The following is a 19,507-nucleotide window of genomic DNA, read 5'->3' on the forward strand; positions in this document are numbered from 1 at the left end:
GGGCGGCGCGGAAGACAGAATTTGCCTGGCGGCCTTAGCGCGGCGGTCCCACCTGACCCCATGCCGAACTCAGAAGTGAAACGCCGTAGCGCCGATGGTAGTGTGGGGTCTCCCCATGCGAGAGTAGGGAACTGCCAGGCATCCAAATACAGTGTGCTGATATGGCTCAGTTGGTAGAGCGCACCCTTGGTAAGGGTGAGGTCCCCAGTTCGACTCTGGGTATCAGCACCAGTTACGTAAGAGTTCGGCGAATAAAGAATTTGCCTGGCGGCTTTAGCGCGGCGGTCCCACCTGACCCCATGCCGAACTCAGAAGTGAAACGCCGTAGCGCCGATGGTAGTGTGGGGTCTCCCCATGCGAGAGTAGGGAACTGCCAGGCATCAAACAAGAAAAAGCCCTTTGCATAAGCAAAGGGCTTTTTTCTTTTCTGCGGTTTACCTTTTCTGCCCATAAAAAACCCCGGAACCGGTCCGGGGTGTTGATGCTGTGCTCGGCGTTAATGGATAACCTGCGATAAAAACGCGCGTGTACGTTCAGACGTCGGATTCGAAAAGAAGGTTTCCGGCGGCGCCATCTCTACGATCTCGCCGCGATCCATAAAGATCACGCGATCGGCCACGGTACGGGCAAAACCCATCTCATGGGTAACGCACAGCATTGTCATACCGTCTTCCGCCAGCCCAATCATAGTATCCAGCACCTCTTTAACCATCTCGGGATCCAGCGCAGAGGTCGGCTCATCGAACAGCATAATTTTCGGTTTCATGCAGAGCGAACGCGCAATCGCCACGCGCTGCTGCTGTCCGCCGGAGAGTTGCCCCGGAAACTTATGCGCATGCTCTGCAATGCGTACGCGCTCCAGGTAGTGCATCGCCAGCGCCTCTGCCTCTTTTTTCGCGGTCTTGCGCACCCAGATGGGCGCCAGCGTGCAGTTCTGCAGCACCGTCAGGTGCGGAAAAAGATTGAAGTGCTGAAATACCATACCTACTTCGGTGCGCACGCGTTCGATGTTGCGTACATCATCATTCAGATGGATGCCGTCGACCACGATGCGTCCCTGCTGATGCTCTTCCAGATGGTTGATGCAGCGGATCGTCGTAGACTTGCCGGAACCGGAAGGGCCGCACAGCACGATACGCTCGCGCGGCTTCACCTGCAGGTTAATATCTTTCAGGACATGAAACTGCCCGTACCATTTATTCACGTTCTCGAGCGAAATCATCAAAGCTGAATCGTGATGCAAATGTTGTGTCATGGAAAACCTCAATGCGATTTACGCCCGGTGTGAAAGCGCTTCTCCAGATGTTGGCTATAGCGCGACATGCTAAAACAGAAAATCCAGTAAACCAGCGCGGCAAAGACATAGCCTTCGGTCGACATCCCCAGCCATGCGGGATCGACGGTAGCCTGCTGCACGCTGCTGAACAGATCGAAAAGACCGATAATGATCACCAGACTGGTATCTTTGAACAGCGCGATAATGGTGTTCACCAGGCCGGGGATGGTGAGCTTCAGCGCCTGTGGTAAAATCACCAGCAGCTGCGTTTTCCAGTAGCCGAGCGCCAGCGACTCCGCCGCTTCATACTGACCTTTCGGCAGCGCCTGCAAACCGCCGCGCACCACTTCGGCAACGTAAGCCGACTGGAACAAAATCACCCCGACCAGCGCACGCACCAGCTTATCGATGCTGGTGCCTTCCGACATAAACAGCGGCAGCATCACCGACGACATAAACAGCACGGTAATCAACGGCACGCCGCGCCAGAATTCGATAAAAATGATCGAGAGCGTACGCACGACCGGCATACGCGAGCGACGTCCCAGCGCCAGCAGAATGCCCAGCGGCAGCGCGCCGGCGATGCCGACCGCGGCGATAATCAGCGTTAACGTCAGTCCTCCCCACTGGCGCGTCTCGACGTGCTCCAGGCCAAACAGGCCGCCATACATCAGCAGCCAGACGACGAGGGGATAGATCACCGCCCAGCAGGCGATATAACGGCCGCGATGCGGCAGAGATTTCACAAACATCGGCACAATCGAGGCGACGCCCAGCACCAGCGCCAGGTTAATACGCCAGCGCAGCTCGTGCGGATAGAGCCCATACATAAACTGGCCGAAGCGCGCATGAATAAACACCCAGCATGCGCCCTCTTTGGTGCAGTCGGCGCGCGTCTCGCCAATCCAGTTCGCCTGGAATATCAGCCACTCCAGCGCGGGCGGGATCACCTCCCACATCAGCCAGAGGCAAAACAGCGTCAGCAGCGTATTAAACCAGCTGGAGAAGAGATTTTTTCGCGCCCAGACCCAGGCGCGGCTCAGCGGCGTGGCGGCGGCCGGCGAGGCTTCGTGTGTGGTAACAGACATCGTCATCCCGTTCTCTTAGCGCTCAACCAGCGCAATTTTGCGGTTATAGATATTCATCAACAGTGAAATCACCAGGCTGATCACCAGATAGACGCCCATGGTGATAGCGATAGTTTCGATCGCCTGGCCGGTCTGATTCAGCACCGTACCGGCAAACAGCGACACCATATCGGGGTAGCCGATCGCGGCCGCCAGCGAGGAGTTTTTCACGATGTTGAGGTACTGGCTGGTAAGCGGCGGAATAATGACGCGCATCGCCTGCGGAATAATGACCTGACGCAGCGTCACCGGATTGGGCAAGCCCAGCGAGCGCGCGGCTTCATGCTGGCCGTGCGGCACGGACTGAATGCCGGCGCGGATTACCTCGGCGATAAACGACGACGTGTAGACAGAGAGCGCCAGAGTCAGCGCCGCCAGCTCCGGGATCATTACGAAGCCGCCGCGGAAGTTAAAGCCGCGCAGCGTCGGCACGTCCCAGTGCGTGGCGGCGCCGAAGCCCAGATGCGCCACCACAGGGAACAGCACAAACATGGCGAGAGCGACGGGCCAGGTGCGACGCAGCTGGCCGGTCTTGAGCTGATATTTGCGATGATAGCGGAACAGCGCATAGCTGCCCACGGCGGCCAGTGCCAGCGCAACGATAAAGGGCCCGGAGCCTGGCGCATACTGCGGCCAGGGCACATAGAGTCCGCGGTTGCTGACGAAGGCGAGATCGAATGCGCTTAACGCCTGTCGCGGGCCGGGAAGATTACGCAGCACCGCGAAGTACCAGAAGAAGATCTGCAGCAGCGGCGGAATATTACGGAAGGTCTCGATATAGATTGTCGAGAGCTTGCGCAGCAGCCAGTTATCCGACAGGCGCGCCAGGCCGATGAAAAATCCCAGCAGCGACGCGAAAACGATGCAGAGCGCAGAAACCAGCAGGGTATTGGTCAGGCCCACCAGAAACACGCGCGCGTAGGTGTCGCCTTCGGTGTACTCGATGAGATGCTGGACGATACCGAAACCGGCGCTGCGATCAAGAAAGCCGAATCCGGACGTAATGCCGCGGCTGGCAAGGTTGATAATCGTATTGTGGATCAGATAACCCACCACGATAACCACCGCAACAATGGCGATAATCTGGTAAAGCCAGGCGCGAACCGCGGGATTACCGAATGAAATGTCCCTTTTCACGCTTGGGCGTTGTGACATGTTGAAACCTCAGAGACAAAGCGCAGGCAGGACGCCGCGCAACGCGGCGTCCCGTTAACATGTGTGATTAGCGGACCGGCGGGGCGTACTGAATGCCGCCCTGATTCCACAGCGCGTTCTGGCCGCGCGCAATCTTCAGCGCGCTGTCTTTACCCACGTTGCGGTCAAACACTTCCTGATAGTTGCCGACTTGCTTGATGATGTTATAGGCCCATTTGTTGTCGAGCTTCAGGTCTTTGCCGAAGTCGCCTTCCGCGCCCAGCAGGTGCGCCATATCCGGCGTGGTCGGCTTGGCGGTCATCTGATCTACGTTCTTCGAGTTGATGCCCATCTCTTCGGCGTTCAGCATGGCGTAGAGCGACCACTTCACGATGGTAAACCAGTCATCGTCGCCGCGACGCACTACCGGGCCCAGCGGCTCTTTCGAGATCACTTCCGGCAGTACGATAAACTCGTCCGGCTTGCCGAGCTTGATACGCAGCGCGTAGAGCTGCGACTGATCGGACGCCAGGGTATCGCAGCGACCGCTGTCGAGCGCCTTGGCGGATTCGTCAGAGCGATCGAAGGTCACCGGGGTGTACTGCATTTTGTTGGCTTTGAAGAAGTCCGCTACGTTAAGTTCGGTGTCGGTGCCCGCCTGAATACAGACCGTGGCGCCGTCCAGCTCTTTCGCGCTTTTCAGGCCTGCTTTCTGGTGAGTCAAAAAGCCGATGCCGTCATAGTAGTTCACGCCAGCGAACAGGAAGCCCATGCCGCCGTCGCGCGAAGAAGTCCAGGTGGTGTTGCGCGACAGAATATCCACTTCGCCTGACTGCAGCGCGGTGAAACGCTCTTTCGCGGTCAGCGGGGTATATTTTACCTTGCTGGCGTCGCCGAAAACGGCGGCGGCTGCCGCGCGGCAGACGTCAACGTCGATGCCGGAGAATTTGCCGCTGGCGTCAGCATAGGAGAAGCCCGGCAGACCATCGCTGATACCGCACTGCACAAAACCTTTCTTCTTAATTGCATCCAGCGTGGTGCCAGCGTGCGCCTGCTGAGTAACCGCGAGGAGCGCAGCGGCGGCGACCAACGTAGAGAGCATCATCTTTTTCATAAAGCATCCTGTGTGGCGTAATTATTTTGTTATGTTTGATGCGCGCTCTGCAGCGCGCTATTACCTGTCTGTGGCGGTCAGCCACGCATAGCACTGCAAAGCCAGTGCCAGGTTTGCAGAAACGTGAGTGGGCTGGAAAGATCTCTTATTAATCTGAAGTATCTGGAAAGCAGCGTTACTATCGCGCACCAAAAGGAAGCAAAGCGAGTCGTCCCGATCACAATTAGTGCAAATAGTTTCACTATATGGAAGCAATGTGAGCCACAGCTCAGGAAAGGATGTATGCGAAAGATGAGTTACGCTTTTCGGCAATGGCGATCACTGAGCGGCCGTCAGCGCAGGCGCTGCGGGGAAACGAGCGAGGAAAAAGGGGAGGCGCGTCAGAGAGGAACGGGAATCAATGCGCAGGTCATTTTCACTGGCGCGATTGCAACTAAGGTTACCATTTGCGAGCGAGTTGTTTCATCGCTTTCAGCTTTATGGCGAAAGGCTGAGCCAATAAAAACGCCAGCACTCAGGCTGGCGTCATTTACCGCATCAACTAAAAATCAGTTCATGCCGTATTTTTTCAGTTTCTTACGCAGAGTACCACGGTTGATACCCATCATCAGCGCAGCACGGGTCTGGTTGCCACGGGTATACTGCATCACCATGTCCAACAGGGGCTGCTCGACTTCAGCCAGTACCAGCTCATAGAGGTCATTAACATCCTGACCGTTCAGTTGAGCAAAATAGTTCTTCAGTGCCTGTTTAACCGAATCACGCAGAGGCTTTTGCGTCACCTGATCCTGTGAGTTAACGGTAGAAACGGTCAGTACGTCAGAATTTACGCGTTGTTCGAACATAGTTCTTTCAGCTCTTTATTTCGTTTACGCAAGATTTTCGAAGTATGCCTCCAACGCCTCCAGCTGTTCGCTGGCATCCTCTATGGCGTTGAATGTGCGCCGAAACTGGTCATTAGGGGCATGCTCCTGCAAATACCAGGAGACGTGCTTTCGCGATATACGGTATCCCTTGCCTGGACCATAAAAGTCGTGCAGCTCACGTATATGCGCAACGAGCATACGCTTCACCTCTGCCAGCGGCAGCGGCGCAAGCAGCTCCCCAGTGTCCAGATAATGCTGGATTTCCCGGAAGATCCACGGTCTTCCCTGAGCCGCGCGGCCTATCATCAGGGCATCGGCCCCCGTATAGTCAAGCACGGCTCTGGCTTTATGCGGGTCAGTTATGTCGCCATTCGCGATAACGGGAATGGTGACACTCTGCTTAACTGTCCGAATGCTGTCGTATTCAGCTTCCCCGTTGAACAGGCAGGCACGAGTGCGTCCATGTATCGTCAGGGCCTGAATGCCACAGCGTTCAGCCAATTGGGCAATCTCTACACAGTTACGGTTTTCCGTATCCCAGCCGGTGCGAATCTTCAGCGTAACGGGCACATCCACTGCGTTAACCACGGCGGTGAGGATAGATTTCACCAGCTCGGGATACTGCAGCAGCGCTGAGCCTGCCATCTTACGATTCACTTTTTTGGCCGGGCAACCCATGTTGATATCGATAATCTGCGCGCCAGACGCCACGTTAATACGCGCGGCCGCCGCCATATCATCGGGATCGCAACCTGCTATCTGCACGGCGCGAACGCCGGGCTCGTCACTGTGCACCATACGCAAACGGGATTTGTCACTGGCCCAGACTTCAGGGTTAGATGACAGCATCTCGGAGACCGCCATACCGGCGCCGTTCTCAAAACAGAGCGTGCGGAACGGCCTGTCGGTAATCCCGGCCATCGGCGCAGCAATGAGTCGATTACGTAGCTGGTGGTGTCCAATGCGCATGAAGAAGAAGTGACCGTAACTGTTCGCAAGGCGGCGTATATTACGCATTTTTTACCGAAGATGAAAGGCCAAACTTTGAACAATTCGCCGTAATCAGCGGTATAAAGATGGTTAAACAGCAGTCAATTTTTTAATTGCCATTTATATTCAATGACTTAAAAAAATACGCTGAAATTGTGAACAAAAATTTTTCTCAAAACATGGCGTAAATCACAACATAAAAAGCGCCACATCAGGGAATTAACCAGAGATATGACGCCCAGGCGCTGCTTTATTGCGCAATCTGATTGCGACCGGAGCGCAATTAACGCGTCCGGCTGCCGCTGTTTTTATTCAGGCAGAGAGCAGAGCGGTAAAACCGGTCGGCGATCGGATTAGCGACGCACGCCGGTAATGCGGCACCACTCCTCTTTTTCCGCCACCGGATCGAGCGCGAAGCGTTCGGCATAGGCCTCGCAAACGCTCTCCGCCTGGCTTGCCAGCACGCCGGAAAGACCCAGATGGCCGCCCGCTTTCGGCAGCACGCCAATCAGCGGTGCCAGCTCGCGCAGTGGACCGGCGAGAATATTGGCGACCACGACGTCGGCCTGCAGGTTCTCAGGCTGTTGATGCGGCAGGTAGAGCGACAGGCGATCGGCGACGCCGTTGCGCTCCGCATTATCGCGACTGGCCTGGATCGCCTGCGGATCGATATCGATGCCGATCGCCTGCGCCGCGCCCAGCTTCAGCGCGGCAATCGCCAGAATGCCGGAGCCGCAGCCGAAATCGATCACCGTTTTGCCCGCCAGATCCAGGCCATCCAGCCAGGTGAGGCAGAGCGACGTGGTCGGGTGAGTGCCGGTGCCGAACGCCAGGCCCGGATCGAGCATGACGTTAACGGCGTCAGGATCCGGCACGTCGCGCCAGCTTGGACAGATCCAGAGGCGCTCGCCGAAGCGCATCGGATGAAAGTTATCCATCCACTCGCGCTCCCAGTCTTTATCTTCGATCTGTTCGATCTTATGGCGAAAGCCGGATCCCAGCAGCGGATGCTGGCTCAGCTCTGCGACTACCTCCTCCATCTCTGTTTCCGCATCGAACAGGCCGATCACGTCGGTATCGCCCCACAGGCGCGTTTCGCCCGGCAGCGGCTCGTAAACGGGATTATCGTGCGTGTCCTGAAAGGTCACGGAGACCGCGCCGCTCTCCATCAGCGCATCGCTGAGGGGTTCGGCGTGCTCGCCGGTGCTGTTAATTTTGATTTGAATCCATGGCATAGCGTTTCTCTTTATTCCAGCGCGGCATCAGGCGCGCGGCCAAACAGATTACCGACCAGAAAAGCCAGCAGGCTTATGGTCAATGACGGAACGATAGGGTGAAAGCCACCCCATTGAATATTGAGGCTGGCAAGCAGCGTATAGCTGCCGGCCCCCGCCAGCATGCCGGAGATGGCGCCGGCGGCGTTGGCGCGCGACCAGTAAAGGCCAAGCACCAGCGGCCAGAGGAAAACGGCTTCCAGACCGCCGAAGGCCAGCAGATTGAGCCAGATAATCATATCCGGCGGATTCCACGCCGCCAGCAGCAGCAGCGCGCCCAGCAAGAAGGTGATGGTGCCGGATAGCAGGCGCAGCCGCGCTTCGTTTTCACTCTGCTGCGGCGCGATGCGCAGATAGAGATCTTTGATCAGGGTAGCGGAGGATTGCAGCAGCTGCGCGTTGATGGTCGACATGATCGCCGCCATCGGCGCGGCGAGAAACACGCCAGCGGCCATCGGCGGCAGCACGGTGATCATCAGCGTCGGAATAACGCGATCGGGAATAGTGAGATCTGGCAGGATCACCCGGCCGAGCGCGCCGGCGAGGTGCATGCCGAGCATCAGCACTACAACCACGATGGTGCCGAGAATAATGCCGCGATGCATCGCTTTGCTGTCTTTATACGAGATGCAGCGCACGGCGGTATGCGGCAGGCCGATAACGCCGAAACAGACCAGCACGGCGAAAGAGCTGAGAAACGTCGGGTTGATAACGTTATCGACCCCTTCCGGCGACACCAGCTGCGGATCGATAGCGCGCAGTTTAGTCACCGCCGTGTCGAGCCCGCCCGCCTGATGAATCACGGCGAACAGCAGCAGAAAGGTGCCCACCAGCATCACCAGGCCCTGCATGGCGTCGTTGAGCACGCTGGCGCGGAAGCCGCCGAAGGCGGTGTAGAGCGCGATTGTGCCGCCGAAAATCAGCAGGCCGGTATCGTAAGGAATGCCCGCAGCGGTTTCCAGCAGGCGCGCGCCGCCGATAAACTGCACCGTCATTGCGCCGATAAAGGCCACCAGCAAGCTAATGCTCGCCAGCCAGATCAGCAGCGTGCTGCGGTAGCGGGCATAAAGCATATCGTTCAGCGTCACCGCATTATAGCGGCGCGCCAGAATAGCGAACTTCTTCCCTAACACGCCGAGCGACAGCCAGACCGCCGGCACCTGAATCATCGCCAGCAGCACCCAGCCGAGTCCATATTTATAGGCTGCGCCGGGGCCGCCGATAAAGGAACTGGCGCTGATATAGGTGGTGGTAACGGTCATCGCCAGCACAAAACCGCCCATGGAGCGGCTGCCGAGAAAATATTCCGTGAGAAAACTGCCCTGGCGCTGTTTGCGCATGGCAAACACCGACAGCGCGGCGATCAGCACCAGGTAAGCCAGCAGCGGAAGAATGATTTCACTTTCCATCGTTATCCTCTAACGGCATATCGCGGAACACCAGACGTATCATCAGCCAGCACAGCACGATAAACAGCAGCGGGGCAAACACGCAGGAGAGTTCAAACCAGCGCGGCAGACCGGTCACGCCAGCCTCATCGCCGCCCAGCCAGGCAGAGACGCCCCAGACGGCCAGATAGGCGAGCGTCAGGTAGAGCGCCCAGCGCGCCTCTTTATTCGCTTGCAGAAAACGCCAGTCCATTATGCAACCTCTACGGCGACAAAAATGAAAAAGGCCGGTATCACCGGCCTGGTCTTGTTGACAAGGTGCCAACCTGGGCGCTGTCAGCAGTCTGAATCACTCCTGCATCGCCCTTGCTGTTGCGCTTACTTATCGTACAGTCCGAGTTTCTTTTCCAGATAGTGGATGTTGGTGCCACCCTGCTGGAAGTATTCATCAGACATAATGCGCATTTGCAGCTCGATATTGGTTTTAATGCCGTCGATGATCAGCTCAGCCAGCGCGTTTTTCATGCGGGCGATCGCCACGTCGCGGGTTTCGCCGTAGCAGATCAATTTGCCGATCATGGAATCATAGTACGGCGGCACGCTGTAGCCGGCGTAAATATGCGATTCCCAACGCACGCCAAAACCGCCCGGCGCGTGGAAACGGGTGATTTTGCCCGGGCTCGGCAGGAAGGTATTGGGATCTTCCGCGTTGATACGGCACTCGACCGCATGGCCGCGAATGATCACATCTTCCTGCTTGATAGAGAGCGGCTGACCGGCAGCGATGCGCAGCTGCTCTTTGATCAGATCCACGCCGGTGATCATCTCGGTAACCGGATGCTCGACCTGAATACGGGTGTTCATCTCGATAAAGTAGAACTCGCCGTTTTCATACAGGAACTCGAAGGTGCCTGCGCCGCGGTAGCCAATTTCGATACAGGCGTTTGAGCAGCGCTCGCCGATATAGCGGCGCAGTTCCGGCGTAATGCCCGGCGCTGGCGCTTCTTCGACCACTTTCTGGTGGCGACGCTGCATAGAGCAGTCGCGCTCGGCCAGATAGATCGCGTTGCCCTGGCCGTCGGCCAGTACCTGAATCTCGATATGACGCGGGTTCTCGAGATACTTCTCCATGTAGACCATGTCGTTGTTGAAAGCCGCTTTGGCTTCCGCTTTCGTCATGTTGATGGACTGCTCGAGCTCTTTATCGCTGCGCACGACGCGCATGCCGCGACCGCCGCCGCCGCCGGACGCTTTGATGATGACCGGATAACCGATACGCTTAGCGATAGCGCGGTTTTTCTCCATGTCGTCGCCCAGCGAGCCGTCGGAACCGGGTACGGTCGGCACGCCCGCTTTTTTCATCGCGTTGATGGCGGAAACTTTGTCGCCCATCAGGCGGATGGTGTCCGCTTTCGGGCCGATAAAGATAAAGCCGGAACGCTCAACCTGCTCGGCGAAATCGGCGTTCTCAGAGAGGAAGCCGTAGCCGGGGTGGATGGCGACCGCGCCGGTAATCTCGGCGGCGGAGATCAGCGCCGGGATGTTAAGATAGCTTTTAACCGACTGCGCCGGGCCGATGCAGACGGTTTCGTCCGCCAGCAGCACGTGTTTCAGATCGCGATCTGCGGTGGAGTGCACCGCCACGGTCTTGATGCCCAGCTCTTTACAGGCGCGGAGAATACGCAGTGCGATTTCACCGCGGTTAGCAATGACAATTTTATCCAGCATGGTTCGCCTCGTTATTCGATGACGACCAGCGGCTCGTCAAATTCAACCGGCTGGCCGCTTTCGACCAGAATGGCTTTCACGACGCCAGATTTATCGGCTTCGATCTGGTTCATCATCTTCATCGCTTCAACGATGCAGAGCGTGTCGCCGGCGTTAACTTTCTGTCCGATTTCAATAAAGGCTTTCGCGTCCGGGCTCGGCGTGCGATAGAAGGTGCCGACCATCGGCGAACGCACGATATGGCCGCTGATTTCAGCAGGCTTGGCGGACTCTGCGACCGGCGCTGCGATCGGCGCGACGGCGGAGGCTAACGCAGGCTGCGGAGCTGGCGCGGCGTAAGCCTGCTGCATAACGGGATAACCCACATTGGCAGGTGCACGGCTGATACGAACGGACTCTTCGCCCTCAGAAATTTCCAGCTCAGCGATGCCGGATTCTTCAACCAGTTCGATCAGTTTTTTAATTTTACGAATATCCATGAGTGTGGTTCCGTACTCTGTTTAATTGGAGTGAGACAGGCGTTTTACTGCCGTTTGTAAAGCCCATGAGTAGCCGTCGGCGCCTAAACCGCAAATAACGCCGGCGGATACGTCGGAAAGATAGGAGTGATGGCGGAAAGGTTCACGCGCGTGCACGTTAGAGAGGTGCACCTCGATAAAGGGAATGCTTACCGCCAGAAGGGCATCGCGCAATGCTACGCTGGTGTGCGTAAATGCAGCGGGATTAATAATAATGTAATCCACATTGCCTCTGGCCTCATGAATGCGATCGATCAGCTGATATTCCGCATTGGACTGCAAATGGCTCAGTTCCACGTCGAGCTGGTCAGCCTGCGCGGCTAACTCGCTGACGATCTGCTGCAGCGTAGCGCGCCCATACTTTTCCGGCTCGCGCGTGCCCAGCAAATTAAGGTTGGGACCGTTCAAAAGCAGAATGTGAAATTTATGCGCCATCGTGCTGCCATCTCCCGCAATCATTGAGGCATCGCGTAAAATACCTTGCTATCTTCCGTTTGTCACCCGCCGCACCCAAAAAGGCGACGCCGCGCGCAACAAAGCCGGGCATTATATCCGTTTCGGGACAATTCGCAGCAAAATACTGGTCTTATCTGCGAAGTTGATCCAGCGTGGCCCGGAGGCCACACCTTTTATCAGAAATAACGGGGAGAAGACAACTCAGCGCGGCAACCACTGACGAAACTTTTTGTAACGCCACGCTAACAACACCAGCGCGCCTAGCGCGTAAAGCAGCGGCTGAGGCGAGAGCACCTTCACCGACCAGAGATAGTGAACCGGCGCGAGGATCGCCGCCAGATAGATAAAGTTATGCAGCGTTTGCCAGCGGCGGCCGAGTTTGCGCTGGGCGCGCTGGAACGAGGTAGCCGCGAGCGCCAGCAGGATCAGCCAGGTCAGGATGCCCAGCGTAAGGTAGGGGCGCGTAATCAGCTCGCGGCCCAGCAGCCCCAGGTTGTCGACGCCTAACTCCAGCAGGTAGTAACTCAGCAAATGAAGAGAGGCCCAGACGAAGGTCCAGACGCCGAGCAGGCGACGGGTGCGGATCAGCAGCGGCTGTTTCGCATAGCGCGCCAGCGGCGACACCAGCAGCGTGCCCAGCAGCAGCTTCAGCGCCATTCTGCCGGTGAAGTGCTGAATATCCTTCGCCGGGTCGGCGCTCAGCCAGCCCTGGCTCGCCGCCATAAAGAGATAGACCAGCGGCAAAAACGCCGCCAGATGCAGGATCGCCTTGAGCCAGACGATCTGTTTCAGCGTCAGGCGCACTCAGTAGTTCTCCCGCAAGTCGAGGCCGCGATAAAGAGAGGCCACCTCGTCGGCGTAGCCGTTAAACAGCAGCGTCGGCTGACGCTTCACGCTGAGCGTGCCGCCGGGGCCGATAAAGCGTTCGGTCGCCTGCGACCAGCGCGGATGATCGACGTGCGGATTTACATTGGCGTAAAATCCATACTCATTTGACGCGATCTGATTCCAGGTCGTCGGCGGGCGATCGCGCGTCAGGGTGATCTTGACGATCGACTTAATGCCTTTAAAACCGTATTTCCACGGCACGGTCAGGCGAATCGGCGCGCCGTTCTGCGGCGGCAGCGCTTTGCCGTACACGCCGGTGCTGAGCAGGGTCAGCGGGTGCATCGCCTCGTCAAGGCGCAATCCTTCCACGTAGGGGTAGTCCAGCCCGCCGCCGATAAAGCGATCTTTCTGCCCCGGCATCTGATCGGGCGCATAGAGCGTCTGAAACGCGACGAAACGCGCGTTGCTGTTGGGCTCCGCCAGCTTCAGCAGCTTATTGAGCTCGAAACCGACCCAGGGCACCACCATCGACCAGGCCTCGACGCAGCGCATGCGGTAGATTCGCTGCTCCATCGCGAACTTTTTGAAAATATCATCCATGTTCAGCGTGATCGGCTTCGCCACTTCGCCGTCAATGGTCAACTGCCAGGGATCGGTTTTCAGCGTGCCGGCATTGGCGGCGGGGTCAGCCTTATCAAGACCAAATTCATAGAAGTTGTTATAGCCGGCGACCTTATCTTCCGGCGTCAGCGTCAGGCTGGCCTGATACTTTTCCGGCTTGCTGAAGGTCAGCGGGCGTCCGGCCGGCGCGGCGGGACGATCGTTGCCTTTGAACCAGCTCAGCACGTCCGCCTGCGCGACGCCGGGCATGCCGAGCGCCGCGGCGCTCAGGCCAAGGGTTTTCAGCACCTGGCGGCGCCGCATATTAAAGATGCTTTCCGGCGTAACGTCGGCTTCAGTCAGATATTTTGTGGGTTTCATCGCTCACCTCCCGGCTCGAATATGCCTTTCAGCATGATGACTATTGCCGATCGCCGCGACTTTCGCCGCTAAAATATGAAATTTCCTGCACGACGCGCCGATGAGAATGCGCCGAAAAGCTGAACGACCCGGACTAACCGTTGTCTGGTACGGATATACTTGCTCATCTTACGCAGCGGCGCTGCCGCAGAGCGGGATTTATGCTATTTTGCTCGCGCTTGCGTCAGGCGCGGCGCAGGGCGGGCGTAAATGGGTCAATACCGCAGCGAACAGGCACAGGGATGCGATTAACCACGAAACTATCTGCGTTTATTACATTTTTAAGCTTACTGGCGATGTTTTTGATGCTGGTGGGCTGCGCTTTTAGCGTTTACTGGCTAACCCATCAGCGCGTCGAAGGGCGCGTGCAGACGCTGGCGACCGAAGTGGATCAAGCGCTGCTGAAGCAGCCGCCCGACGCGCTGCGCGACTGGTTGCAGCACACCATGACGGTGATAAACACCGAGCGGATCGAGCTGCGCAACGGCGACGGCATCCTGTTCCGGCTCAGCCGGCATGAAAATCCGATGCTGGAAGATGAAACCAACCGCTATATCCAGTTCGACGTGCCGCTGCTTCATCAGCCGGGCGTAACGATGCGCGTCGTGGTGCTCGATCCCGCCAAAACCTGGTTCCAGTCTTTTACCGGCGTCTATACCCTGGCGGCGATCCTCTTTGTGGTGCTGGTGATGAGCCTGCTGCTTTTTATGATGCACTGCTGGCTCAACCGCCAGTGGCGCGGCATGGAGCGGCTGGAAAAACGCGCCGAAGCGATCCTGGCGGGCGAGCGCACGCAGCTGCGCAAAGGCGACGTCGACGAGTGGCCGCCGCGCGCCAGCAGCGCTATTGATTTACTGCTGAACGATCTGCAGGAGGCGGGCGAGCAGCGCCTGCGCATCGATACGCTGATCCGCGTCTTCGCCGCGCAGGACAGCCGCACCGGCCTCAACAACCGGCTCTTTTTTGACAATCAGCTGGCGACGCTGCTGGAAGACCAGGAGGATGTCGGCACGCACGGCGTCGTGATGATGGTGCGCCTGCCCGATCTCGATATGCTCCATGAGACGCTGGGAACGACGCTGGTGGATGAGTATCTCTTCGATCTGGTCAATATGCTCTCAACCTTCGTCTTGCGCTATCCCGGCGCGCTGCTGGCTCGCTACTTTCGCAGCGACTTTGCGGTGCTGCTGCCCCATCGCAGCCTGAAAGAGGCCAACAGCATCGCGGATCAGCTCATAAACGCCGTCGATTCGCTGCCGCCGATGCGCATGGTGAACCGCGACGATCTGATCCATATCGGCATCAGCGCCTGGCACAGCGGGCAGAGCGTGTCGCAGGTAATGGACAACGTCGAGATGGCGACGCGGCGGGCGACGCTGCTGGGCGGCAACAACTGGTCCAACGGCGAGGGCAATCCCCTCGATGCCGGACGCGGCAGCGTGCGCTGGCGAACCCTGCTGGAAAATACCCTCAGCCGCGGCGGGCCGCGTCTCTATCAGAAACCGGCGGTGCTGCTGGATGGCAGCGTGCATCACCGCGAGCTGCTGATGCGTATTTTCGACGGCGATAAAGAGGTGGTTGCGGCAGAGTTTATGCCGCTGGTGCTACAGTTCGGCATGGCGGACGGCTGGGATCGCCAGCTGATTACGCGCATCGCCGCCCTGTCTGACGTCTGGCCTGACGAAACCCTGGCGCTGCCGATCAATATCGACTCGCTGCTGCAGCGTCCCTTCGTCAACTGGCTACAGAACATGCTGCTGCAGTGCACCAAAGCGCAAAGAAAACGATTTTTATTTGAACTTGCCGAGGCAGACGTCTGTCAACACATCAACCGTTTAGCGCCGGTGTTCCGTGCGCTGCAGGCGTTTGGCTGTCGTATCGCTGTCGATCAGGCAGGGTTAACCGTGGTGAGTAGCGCCTATATCAGGCAATTCCCCATCGATTTAATCAAGCTCGATCCCGGTCTGGTGCGCAATATCGATCGGCGTACTGAAAATCAGCTGTTTGTGCAGAGCCTGCTGGAAGTGTGCAAATCCGCCCAGACGCAGGTATTCGCGACAGGGGTACGGACGCACGCGGAATGGCAGACATTAATTGGCCTGGGCGTGTCGGGTGGGCAGGGCGATCTCTTCGCGCCTTCGCAGCCTGTAAACAGTAATGTGAAAAAGTATTCACAACGCTATCATATTTAGCCATTTCCAGGGGCAGCGGCCCAAAGCGGGATCTGGACGCAGGAAGAGGCGGCGGCATCGTCAACATCCTGTGGCGGAAATGTTAGATTTTATGTCGAACGAGCGCGTCGCAACGGGGGCGCGAAGCCAGTAAAACGGGTAAATACCGCCGTTTTGTACCGGTCAGTTCTCGTTGTGCATCGCATAAAGTCAAATTGGTCTATTTTTTCACCGAAGCAGAACGTTTTTGCGCCTTGTGGCGGCTTCGCGTGGTTGGTAAAGTAAGCGGATTTTATTTTCCGCCCCCAGCTTGCAGGATTATCCTTTAGATATGTTTAAAAAATTTCGTGGCATGTTTTCCAATGACTTGTCCATTGACCTGGGTACCGCGAATACCCTGATTTATGTAAAAGGACAGGGCATCGTGCTGAACGAGCCTTCCGTGGTTGCCATCCGTCAGGACCGTGCCGGTTCCCCAAAGAGCGTGGCGGCCGTTGGCCATGATGCAAAGCAGATGCTCGGCCGTACGCCAGGTAATATTGCAGCGATTCGCCCGATGAAAGATGGCGTGATCGCAGACTTTTTCGTTACTGAAAAAATGCTGCAGCACTTTATTAAACAGGTGCACAGCAACAGCTTTATGCGTCCTAGCCCGCGCGTGCTGGTGTGCGTGCCGGTTGGCGCGACCCAGGTAGAGCGTCGCGCTATCCGTGAATCCGCGCAGGGCGCGGGCGCGCGTGAAGTCTTCCTGATCGAAGAGCCGATGGCGGCGGCGATCGGCGCGGGCCTGCCGGTTTCAGAAGCGACCGGCTCTATGGTAGTCGATATCGGCGGCGGCACCACCGAAGTGGCGGTTATCTCTCTGAACGGCGTGGTGTACTCCTCCTCTGTCCGTATCGGCGGCGATCGCTTCGATGAAGCGATCATTAATTATGTGCGTCGCAACTACGGCTCGCTGATCGGCGAAGCGACGGCAGAGCGTATTAAGCATGAGATCGGCTCCGCCTATCCGGGCGACGAAGTGCGCGAAATCGAAGTCCGCGGTCGTAACCTGGCGGAAGGTGTGCCGCGCGGCTTTACGCTGAACTCTAATGAAATTCTCGAAGCGCTGCAGGAGCCGTTAACCGGCATCGTGAGCGCGGTAATGGTTGCGCTGGAGCAGTGTCCGCCGGAACTGGCGTCGGATATCTCCGAACGCGGCATGGTGCTGACCGGCGGTGGCGCGCTGCTGCGCAACCTGGATCGCCTGCTGATGGAAGAGACCGGCATTCCGGTGGTCGTCGCAGAAGATCCGCTGACCTGCGTAGCGCGCGGTGGCGGTAAAGCGCTGGAAATGATCGACATGCATGGCGGCGATTTGTTCAGCGAGGAATAATCGCCTCAATCGGCTGAGACCTGGATCGAAATGCGCAGGGAGTCGCGTGTAAGCTGACGCCGCGCGCGTCGGCGTCAGGCGTCCAGCCCAGGGAAGTACGGCGATGGCCGTACTTCCTTACCTGTTGTCGAGGAACACGCAGAATATATGAAGCCGATTTTTAGCAGGGGGCCTTCCCTGCAGTTGCGCCTGTTTTTGGCGGTGATAGTAGCCATCGCGATTATCGTCGCCGATAGCCGCCTGGGTTCGTTTACCCAAATCCGCAACTATCTGGACACATCGGTCAGTCCGTTTTATTTCCTGGCCAACGGCCCGCGTCAGATTCTTGACGGCATTTCCGGTTCGCTGGCGTCGCGCCAGCAGCTTGAGCTGGAGAATAAAGCCCTGCGCCGCGAGCTTTTCCTGAAAAACAGCGACCTGCTGATGCTGGGGCAATATAAGCAGGAAAACGCACGCCTGCGCGAACTGCTCGGTTCGCCGCTGCGTCAGGACGAGCACAAGATGGTGACGCAGGTGATCTCCACCGGCACCGATCCTTACACCGATCAGGTGGTGATCGACAAAGGCAGCGTCAATGGCGTCTATGAAGGCCAGCCGGTCATCAGCGACAAAGGCGTCGTCGGTCAGGTTATCGCCGTCGGCCAGGTGACCAGCCGCGTTCTGCTGATTTGCGACGCGTCGCATGCGCTGCCGATTCAGGTATTGCGCAACGATATTCGCGTCATCGCGGCAGGCAACGGCTGCACCGAAGATCTGCAGCTGGAGCACCTGCCAGGCAACACCGATATTCGCGTCGGCGATATGCTGGTGACCTCTGGCCTGGGCGGGCGTTTCCCGGAAGGGTATCCGGTCGCGGTGGTCTCTTCCGTCAAGGTTGATACGCAGCGCGCCTATACCGTGATTCAGGCGCGTCCGACCGCCGGTCTGCAGCGCCTGCGCTATCTGCTGCTGCTGTGGGGCGCGGATAAAAACGGCGACATGCCGTTGGCGCCGGATGAAGTGCACCGCGTCGCCAACGAACGCCTGATGCAGATGATGCCGCAGGTGTTGCCGCCAGCGGGCGAGATGGGGCCGCCTGCGCCGTCCGCGCAGATGGGGCCGCCGGCGCCAGCCAGCAGCGGCGGGACGCAAAGCGCGCCTGCTAACGCGCGCGGAGGCCAGCCTTGAGTCGTTACCGCAGCCAGGGTCGTTGGGTTATCTGGCTGTCCTTTCTTGTCGCCCTCGTGCTGCAGATCATGCCATGGCCGGAACAGCTCTATATGTTCCGGCCTTCATGGATCCTGCTTATCCTGGTTTACTGGGTGCTGGCGCTGCCGCACCGCGTCAACGTCGGCACCGGCTTCGTGCTGGGCGGAGTGATGGATCTGATTGCCGGATCTACCCTTGGCGTGCGCGCGCTGGCGCTCAGCATCATCGCCTATCTGGTCGCCTTTAAATTCCAGCTTTTCCGCAACTTAGCGTTGTGGCAGCAGGCGTTAATGGTTATGGTGCTGTCGCTGGCGGTAGATGTCATTGTCTTCTGGGCGGAATTTTTGGTGATCAACGTATCGTTCAGACCGGAAATTTTCTGGAGCAGCGTTATCGACGGGATTCTCTGGCCCTGGCTATTCTTATTAATGAGAAAGATTCGTCGTCAGTTCGCTGTTCAGTAAGGAAATTTATGCTATCCCTCTATCTGGCTTCCGGTTCACCGCGTCGACGTGAGCTGCTGACGCAGCTTGGCCTGTCGTTTGAACGTCTCCATACCGATGTTGAAGAGCGACGCCGCCCTGATGAAGCGGCGGAAAGCTACGTGCGTCGCCTGGCGCATGATAAAGCGCGCGCCGGCGTCGCCGTGGCGGAACAGGACCTGCCGGTGCTGGGCGCGGATACTATCGTGGTGCTCAACGGCGACGTGCTGGAAAAACCACGCGACGCCGCCGACGCCGCCAGCATGCTGGCGCGGCTCTCCGGCCAGACGCATCAGGTAATGACCGCCGTTGCGCTGGCGGATCGCGAGCGCGCGCTCGACTGCTTAGTGACGACGGACGTGACCTTTCGCCTGCTGAGCGCGGCGGAGATCGCCGACTATATCGCGACCGGCGAGCCGATGGACAAAGCCGGCGCCTACGGAATTCAGGGCACAGGTGGAAACTTTGTCCGTAAAATTAATGGAAGCTATCACGCGGTTGTCGGATTGCCGTTGGTTGAGACAGGCGAGTTATTCAGCCATTTTCAGTCACTGCGTGCCGTAAGGGGATAA

General features: G+C 58.0%; 19 protein-coding genes, 1 tRNA gene and 2 rRNA genes. 8 read left to right on the forward strand and 14 right to left on the reverse strand.

The genetic code is table 11. The features are described from left to right. Positions 1–24 precede the first annotated feature (24 nt). The 3 genes from rrf (AC6I7Z_RS01875) to rrf (AC6I7Z_RS01885) all read left to right on the forward strand — a co-directional run bounded on the left by rrf (AC6I7Z_RS01875) (position 25) and on the right by rrf (AC6I7Z_RS01885) (position 379). Positions 25–140: ribosomal RNA gene (rrf, locus tag AC6I7Z_RS01875) — 5S ribosomal RNA — on the forward strand. Between the two features lie 15 nt (positions 141–155). Continuing rightward, positions 156–231: transfer RNA gene (locus AC6I7Z_RS01880), tRNA-Thr, on the forward strand. A 32-nt stretch (positions 232–263) separates the two neighbouring features. Then, positions 264–379 (forward strand): 5S ribosomal RNA (gene rrf / locus AC6I7Z_RS01885). Positions 380–496: 117 nt separating this feature from the next. Here rrf (AC6I7Z_RS01885) and AC6I7Z_RS01890 read toward each other — a convergent pair. The 14 genes from AC6I7Z_RS01890 to msrP form a co-directional block, all read right to left on the reverse strand. After that, the gene (locus tag AC6I7Z_RS01890) at positions 497–1,255 is read right to left on the reverse strand and encodes an amino acid ABC transporter ATP-binding protein (RefSeq protein ID WP_048785028.1); all 759 of its coding nucleotides are present in this window, start codon (positions 1,253–1,255) and stop codon (positions 497–499) included. 8 nt (positions 1,256–1,263) lie between these two features. After that, positions 1,264–2,364 (reverse strand): amino acid ABC transporter permease, encoded by a 1,101-nt coding sequence (locus tag AC6I7Z_RS01895; protein ID WP_497812948.1) that lies wholly within the window; start codon positions 2,362–2,364, stop codon positions 1,264–1,266. 15 nt (positions 2,365–2,379) lie between these two features. Continuing rightward, the gene (locus tag AC6I7Z_RS01900; protein WP_497812949.1) at positions 2,380–3,558 is read right to left on the reverse strand and encodes an amino acid ABC transporter permease; all 1,179 of its coding nucleotides are present in this window, start codon (positions 3,556–3,558) and stop codon (positions 2,380–2,382) included. A gap of 67 nt (positions 3,559–3,625) precedes the next feature. After that, a complete protein-coding gene (locus tag AC6I7Z_RS01905) occupies positions 3,626–4,651 on the reverse strand; it encodes an amino acid ABC transporter substrate-binding protein (RefSeq protein WP_033792385.1) in 1,026 nt (341 codons plus the stop codon). Between the two features lie 548 nt (positions 4,652–5,199). After that, positions 5,200–5,496 carry a DNA-binding transcriptional regulator Fis gene (gene fis / locus AC6I7Z_RS01910; RefSeq protein ID WP_000462905.1) on the reverse strand — a complete coding sequence of 99 codons (297 nt, stop codon included), beginning with the start codon at positions 5,494–5,496 and terminating at the stop codon, positions 5,200–5,202. Positions 5,497–5,520: 24 nt separating this feature from the next. Beyond that, positions 5,521–6,486, reverse strand: a complete 966-nt coding sequence (gene dusB, locus AC6I7Z_RS01915; RefSeq protein WP_033754748.1) for a tRNA dihydrouridine synthase DusB — start codon at positions 6,484–6,486, stop codon at positions 5,521–5,523. A gap of 374 nt (positions 6,487–6,860) precedes the next feature. Beyond that, entirely contained in the window at positions 6,861–7,742 is an 882-nt protein-coding gene (gene prmA, locus AC6I7Z_RS01920; RefSeq protein ID WP_497812950.1) for a 50S ribosomal protein L11 methyltransferase, read from the reverse strand. A gap of 11 nt (positions 7,743–7,753) precedes the next feature. Beyond that, a complete protein-coding gene (gene panF / locus AC6I7Z_RS01925) occupies positions 7,754–9,190 on the reverse strand; it encodes a sodium/pantothenate symporter (RefSeq protein WP_497812951.1) in 1,437 nt (478 codons plus the stop codon). Beyond that, positions 9,180–9,422, reverse strand: coding sequence for a YhdT family protein (locus AC6I7Z_RS01930; protein WP_497812952.1), 243 nt, complete (start codon positions 9,420–9,422; stop codon positions 9,180–9,182). The genes panF and AC6I7Z_RS01930 overlap by 11 nt, the downstream gene beginning before the upstream one ends. 125 nt (positions 9,423–9,547) lie before the next feature. Further along, a complete protein-coding gene (gene accC, locus AC6I7Z_RS01935; RefSeq protein WP_033754760.1) occupies positions 9,548–10,897 on the reverse strand; it encodes an acetyl-CoA carboxylase biotin carboxylase subunit in 1,350 nt (449 codons plus the stop codon). Positions 10,898–10,908: 11 nt separating this feature from the next. Then, the gene (gene accB, locus AC6I7Z_RS01940; RefSeq protein WP_497812953.1) at positions 10,909–11,376 is read right to left on the reverse strand and encodes an acetyl-CoA carboxylase biotin carboxyl carrier protein; all 468 of its coding nucleotides are present in this window, start codon (positions 11,374–11,376) and stop codon (positions 10,909–10,911) included. A 21-nt stretch (positions 11,377–11,397) separates the two neighbouring features. Further along, positions 11,398–11,850, reverse strand: a complete 453-nt coding sequence (gene aroQ / locus AC6I7Z_RS01945) for a type II 3-dehydroquinate dehydratase (RefSeq protein ID WP_497812954.1) — start codon at positions 11,848–11,850, stop codon at positions 11,398–11,400. A gap of 222 nt (positions 11,851–12,072) precedes the next feature. Continuing rightward, positions 12,073–12,675: a protein-methionine-sulfoxide reductase heme-binding subunit MsrQ gene (gene msrQ, locus AC6I7Z_RS01950; RefSeq protein WP_497812955.1), complete on the reverse strand. Its 603-nt coding sequence runs from the start codon at positions 12,673–12,675 to the stop codon at positions 12,073–12,075. Then, positions 12,676–13,680, reverse strand: coding sequence for a protein-methionine-sulfoxide reductase catalytic subunit MsrP (msrP, locus tag AC6I7Z_RS01955; RefSeq protein ID WP_497812956.1), 1,005 nt, complete (start codon positions 13,678–13,680; stop codon positions 12,676–12,678). A 281-nt stretch (positions 13,681–13,961) separates the two neighbouring features. Between msrP and csrD the strand changes: the two genes are divergently transcribed. From csrD to AC6I7Z_RS01980, 5 genes are all read left to right on the forward strand, one after another. Then, on the forward strand, positions 13,962–15,911 hold the full coding sequence (csrD, locus tag AC6I7Z_RS01960) for an RNase E specificity factor CsrD (RefSeq protein ID WP_497812957.1): 1,950 nt from the start codon (positions 13,962–13,964) through the stop codon (positions 15,909–15,911). Between the two features lie 310 nt (positions 15,912–16,221). Then, the gene (gene mreB / locus AC6I7Z_RS01965; protein ID WP_003855260.1) at positions 16,222–17,265 is read left to right on the forward strand and encodes a rod shape-determining protein MreB; all 1,044 of its coding nucleotides are present in this window, start codon (positions 16,222–16,224) and stop codon (positions 17,263–17,265) included. A 147-nt stretch (positions 17,266–17,412) separates the two neighbouring features. Continuing rightward, positions 17,413–18,432, forward strand: coding sequence for a rod shape-determining protein MreC (gene mreC / locus AC6I7Z_RS01970; RefSeq protein ID WP_497812958.1), 1,020 nt, complete (start codon positions 17,413–17,415; stop codon positions 18,430–18,432). Continuing rightward, complete coding sequence (gene mreD / locus AC6I7Z_RS01975) at positions 18,429–18,917, forward strand: rod shape-determining protein MreD (RefSeq protein WP_033754780.1); 489 nt, start codon at positions 18,429–18,431, stop codon at positions 18,915–18,917. The genes mreC and mreD overlap by 4 nt, the downstream gene beginning before the upstream one ends. Before the next feature lie 8 nt (positions 18,918–18,925). Beyond that, the gene (locus AC6I7Z_RS01980; protein ID WP_497812959.1) at positions 18,926–19,507 is read left to right on the forward strand and encodes a Maf family protein; all 582 of its coding nucleotides are present in this window, start codon (positions 18,926–18,928) and stop codon (positions 19,505–19,507) included.

It is taken from the genome of Pantoea sp. X-Soil-MYKO-1289 (assembly GCF_059730625.1).

Excerpts from the sequence above, each read along its gene's own strand:
- accB (WP_497812953.1), bottom strand. The coding sequence starts at position 11,376 with ATGGATATTCGTAAAATTAAAAAACTGATCGAACTGGTTGAAGAATCC.
- prmA (WP_497812950.1), bottom strand. The coding sequence starts at position 7,742 with ATGCCATGGATTCAAATCAAAATTAACAGCACCGGCGAGCACGCCGAA.
- AC6I7Z_RS01890 (WP_048785028.1), bottom strand. The coding sequence starts at position 1,255 with ATGACACAACATTTGCATCACGATTCAGCTTTGATGATTTCGCTCGAG.
- dusB (WP_033754748.1), bottom strand. The coding sequence starts at position 6,486 with ATGCGCATTGGACACCACCAGCTACGTAATCGACTCATTGCTGCGCCG.
- AC6I7Z_RS01895 (WP_497812948.1), bottom strand. The coding sequence starts at position 2,364 with ATGTCTGTTACCACACACGAAGCCTCGCCGGCCGCCGCCACGCCGCTG.
- AC6I7Z_RS01900 (WP_497812949.1), bottom strand. The coding sequence starts at position 3,558 with ATGTCACAACGCCCAAGCGTGAAAAGGGACATTTCATTCGGTAATCCC.
- AC6I7Z_RS01905 (WP_033792385.1), bottom strand. The coding sequence starts at position 4,651 with ATGAAAAAGATGATGCTCTCTACGTTGGTCGCCGCCGCTGCGCTCCTC.
- AC6I7Z_RS01980 (WP_497812959.1), top strand. The coding sequence starts at position 18,926 with ATGCTATCCCTCTATCTGGCTTCCGGTTCACCGCGTCGACGTGAGCTG.
- fis (WP_000462905.1), bottom strand. The coding sequence starts at position 5,496 with ATGTTCGAACAACGCGTAAATTCTGACGTACTGACCGTTTCTACCGTT.
- mreB (WP_003855260.1), top strand. The coding sequence starts at position 16,222 with ATGTTTAAAAAATTTCGTGGCATGTTTTCCAATGACTTGTCCATTGAC.
- panF (WP_497812951.1), bottom strand. The coding sequence starts at position 9,190 with ATGGAAAGTGAAATCATTCTTCCGCTGCTGGCTTACCTGGTGCTGATC.
- msrP (WP_497812956.1), bottom strand. The coding sequence starts at position 13,680 with ATGAAACCCACAAAATATCTGACTGAAGCCGACGTTACGCCGGAAAGC.
- mreC (WP_497812958.1), top strand. The coding sequence starts at position 17,413 with ATGAAGCCGATTTTTAGCAGGGGGCCTTCCCTGCAGTTGCGCCTGTTT.
- csrD (WP_497812957.1), top strand. The coding sequence starts at position 13,962 with ATGCGATTAACCACGAAACTATCTGCGTTTATTACATTTTTAAGCTTA.
- AC6I7Z_RS01930 (WP_497812952.1), bottom strand. The coding sequence starts at position 9,422 with ATGGACTGGCGTTTTCTGCAAGCGAATAAAGAGGCGCGCTGGGCGCTC.
- accC (WP_033754760.1), bottom strand. The coding sequence starts at position 10,897 with ATGCTGGATAAAATTGTCATTGCTAACCGCGGTGAAATCGCACTGCGT.
- aroQ (WP_497812954.1), bottom strand. The coding sequence starts at position 11,850 with ATGGCGCATAAATTTCACATTCTGCTTTTGAACGGTCCCAACCTTAAT.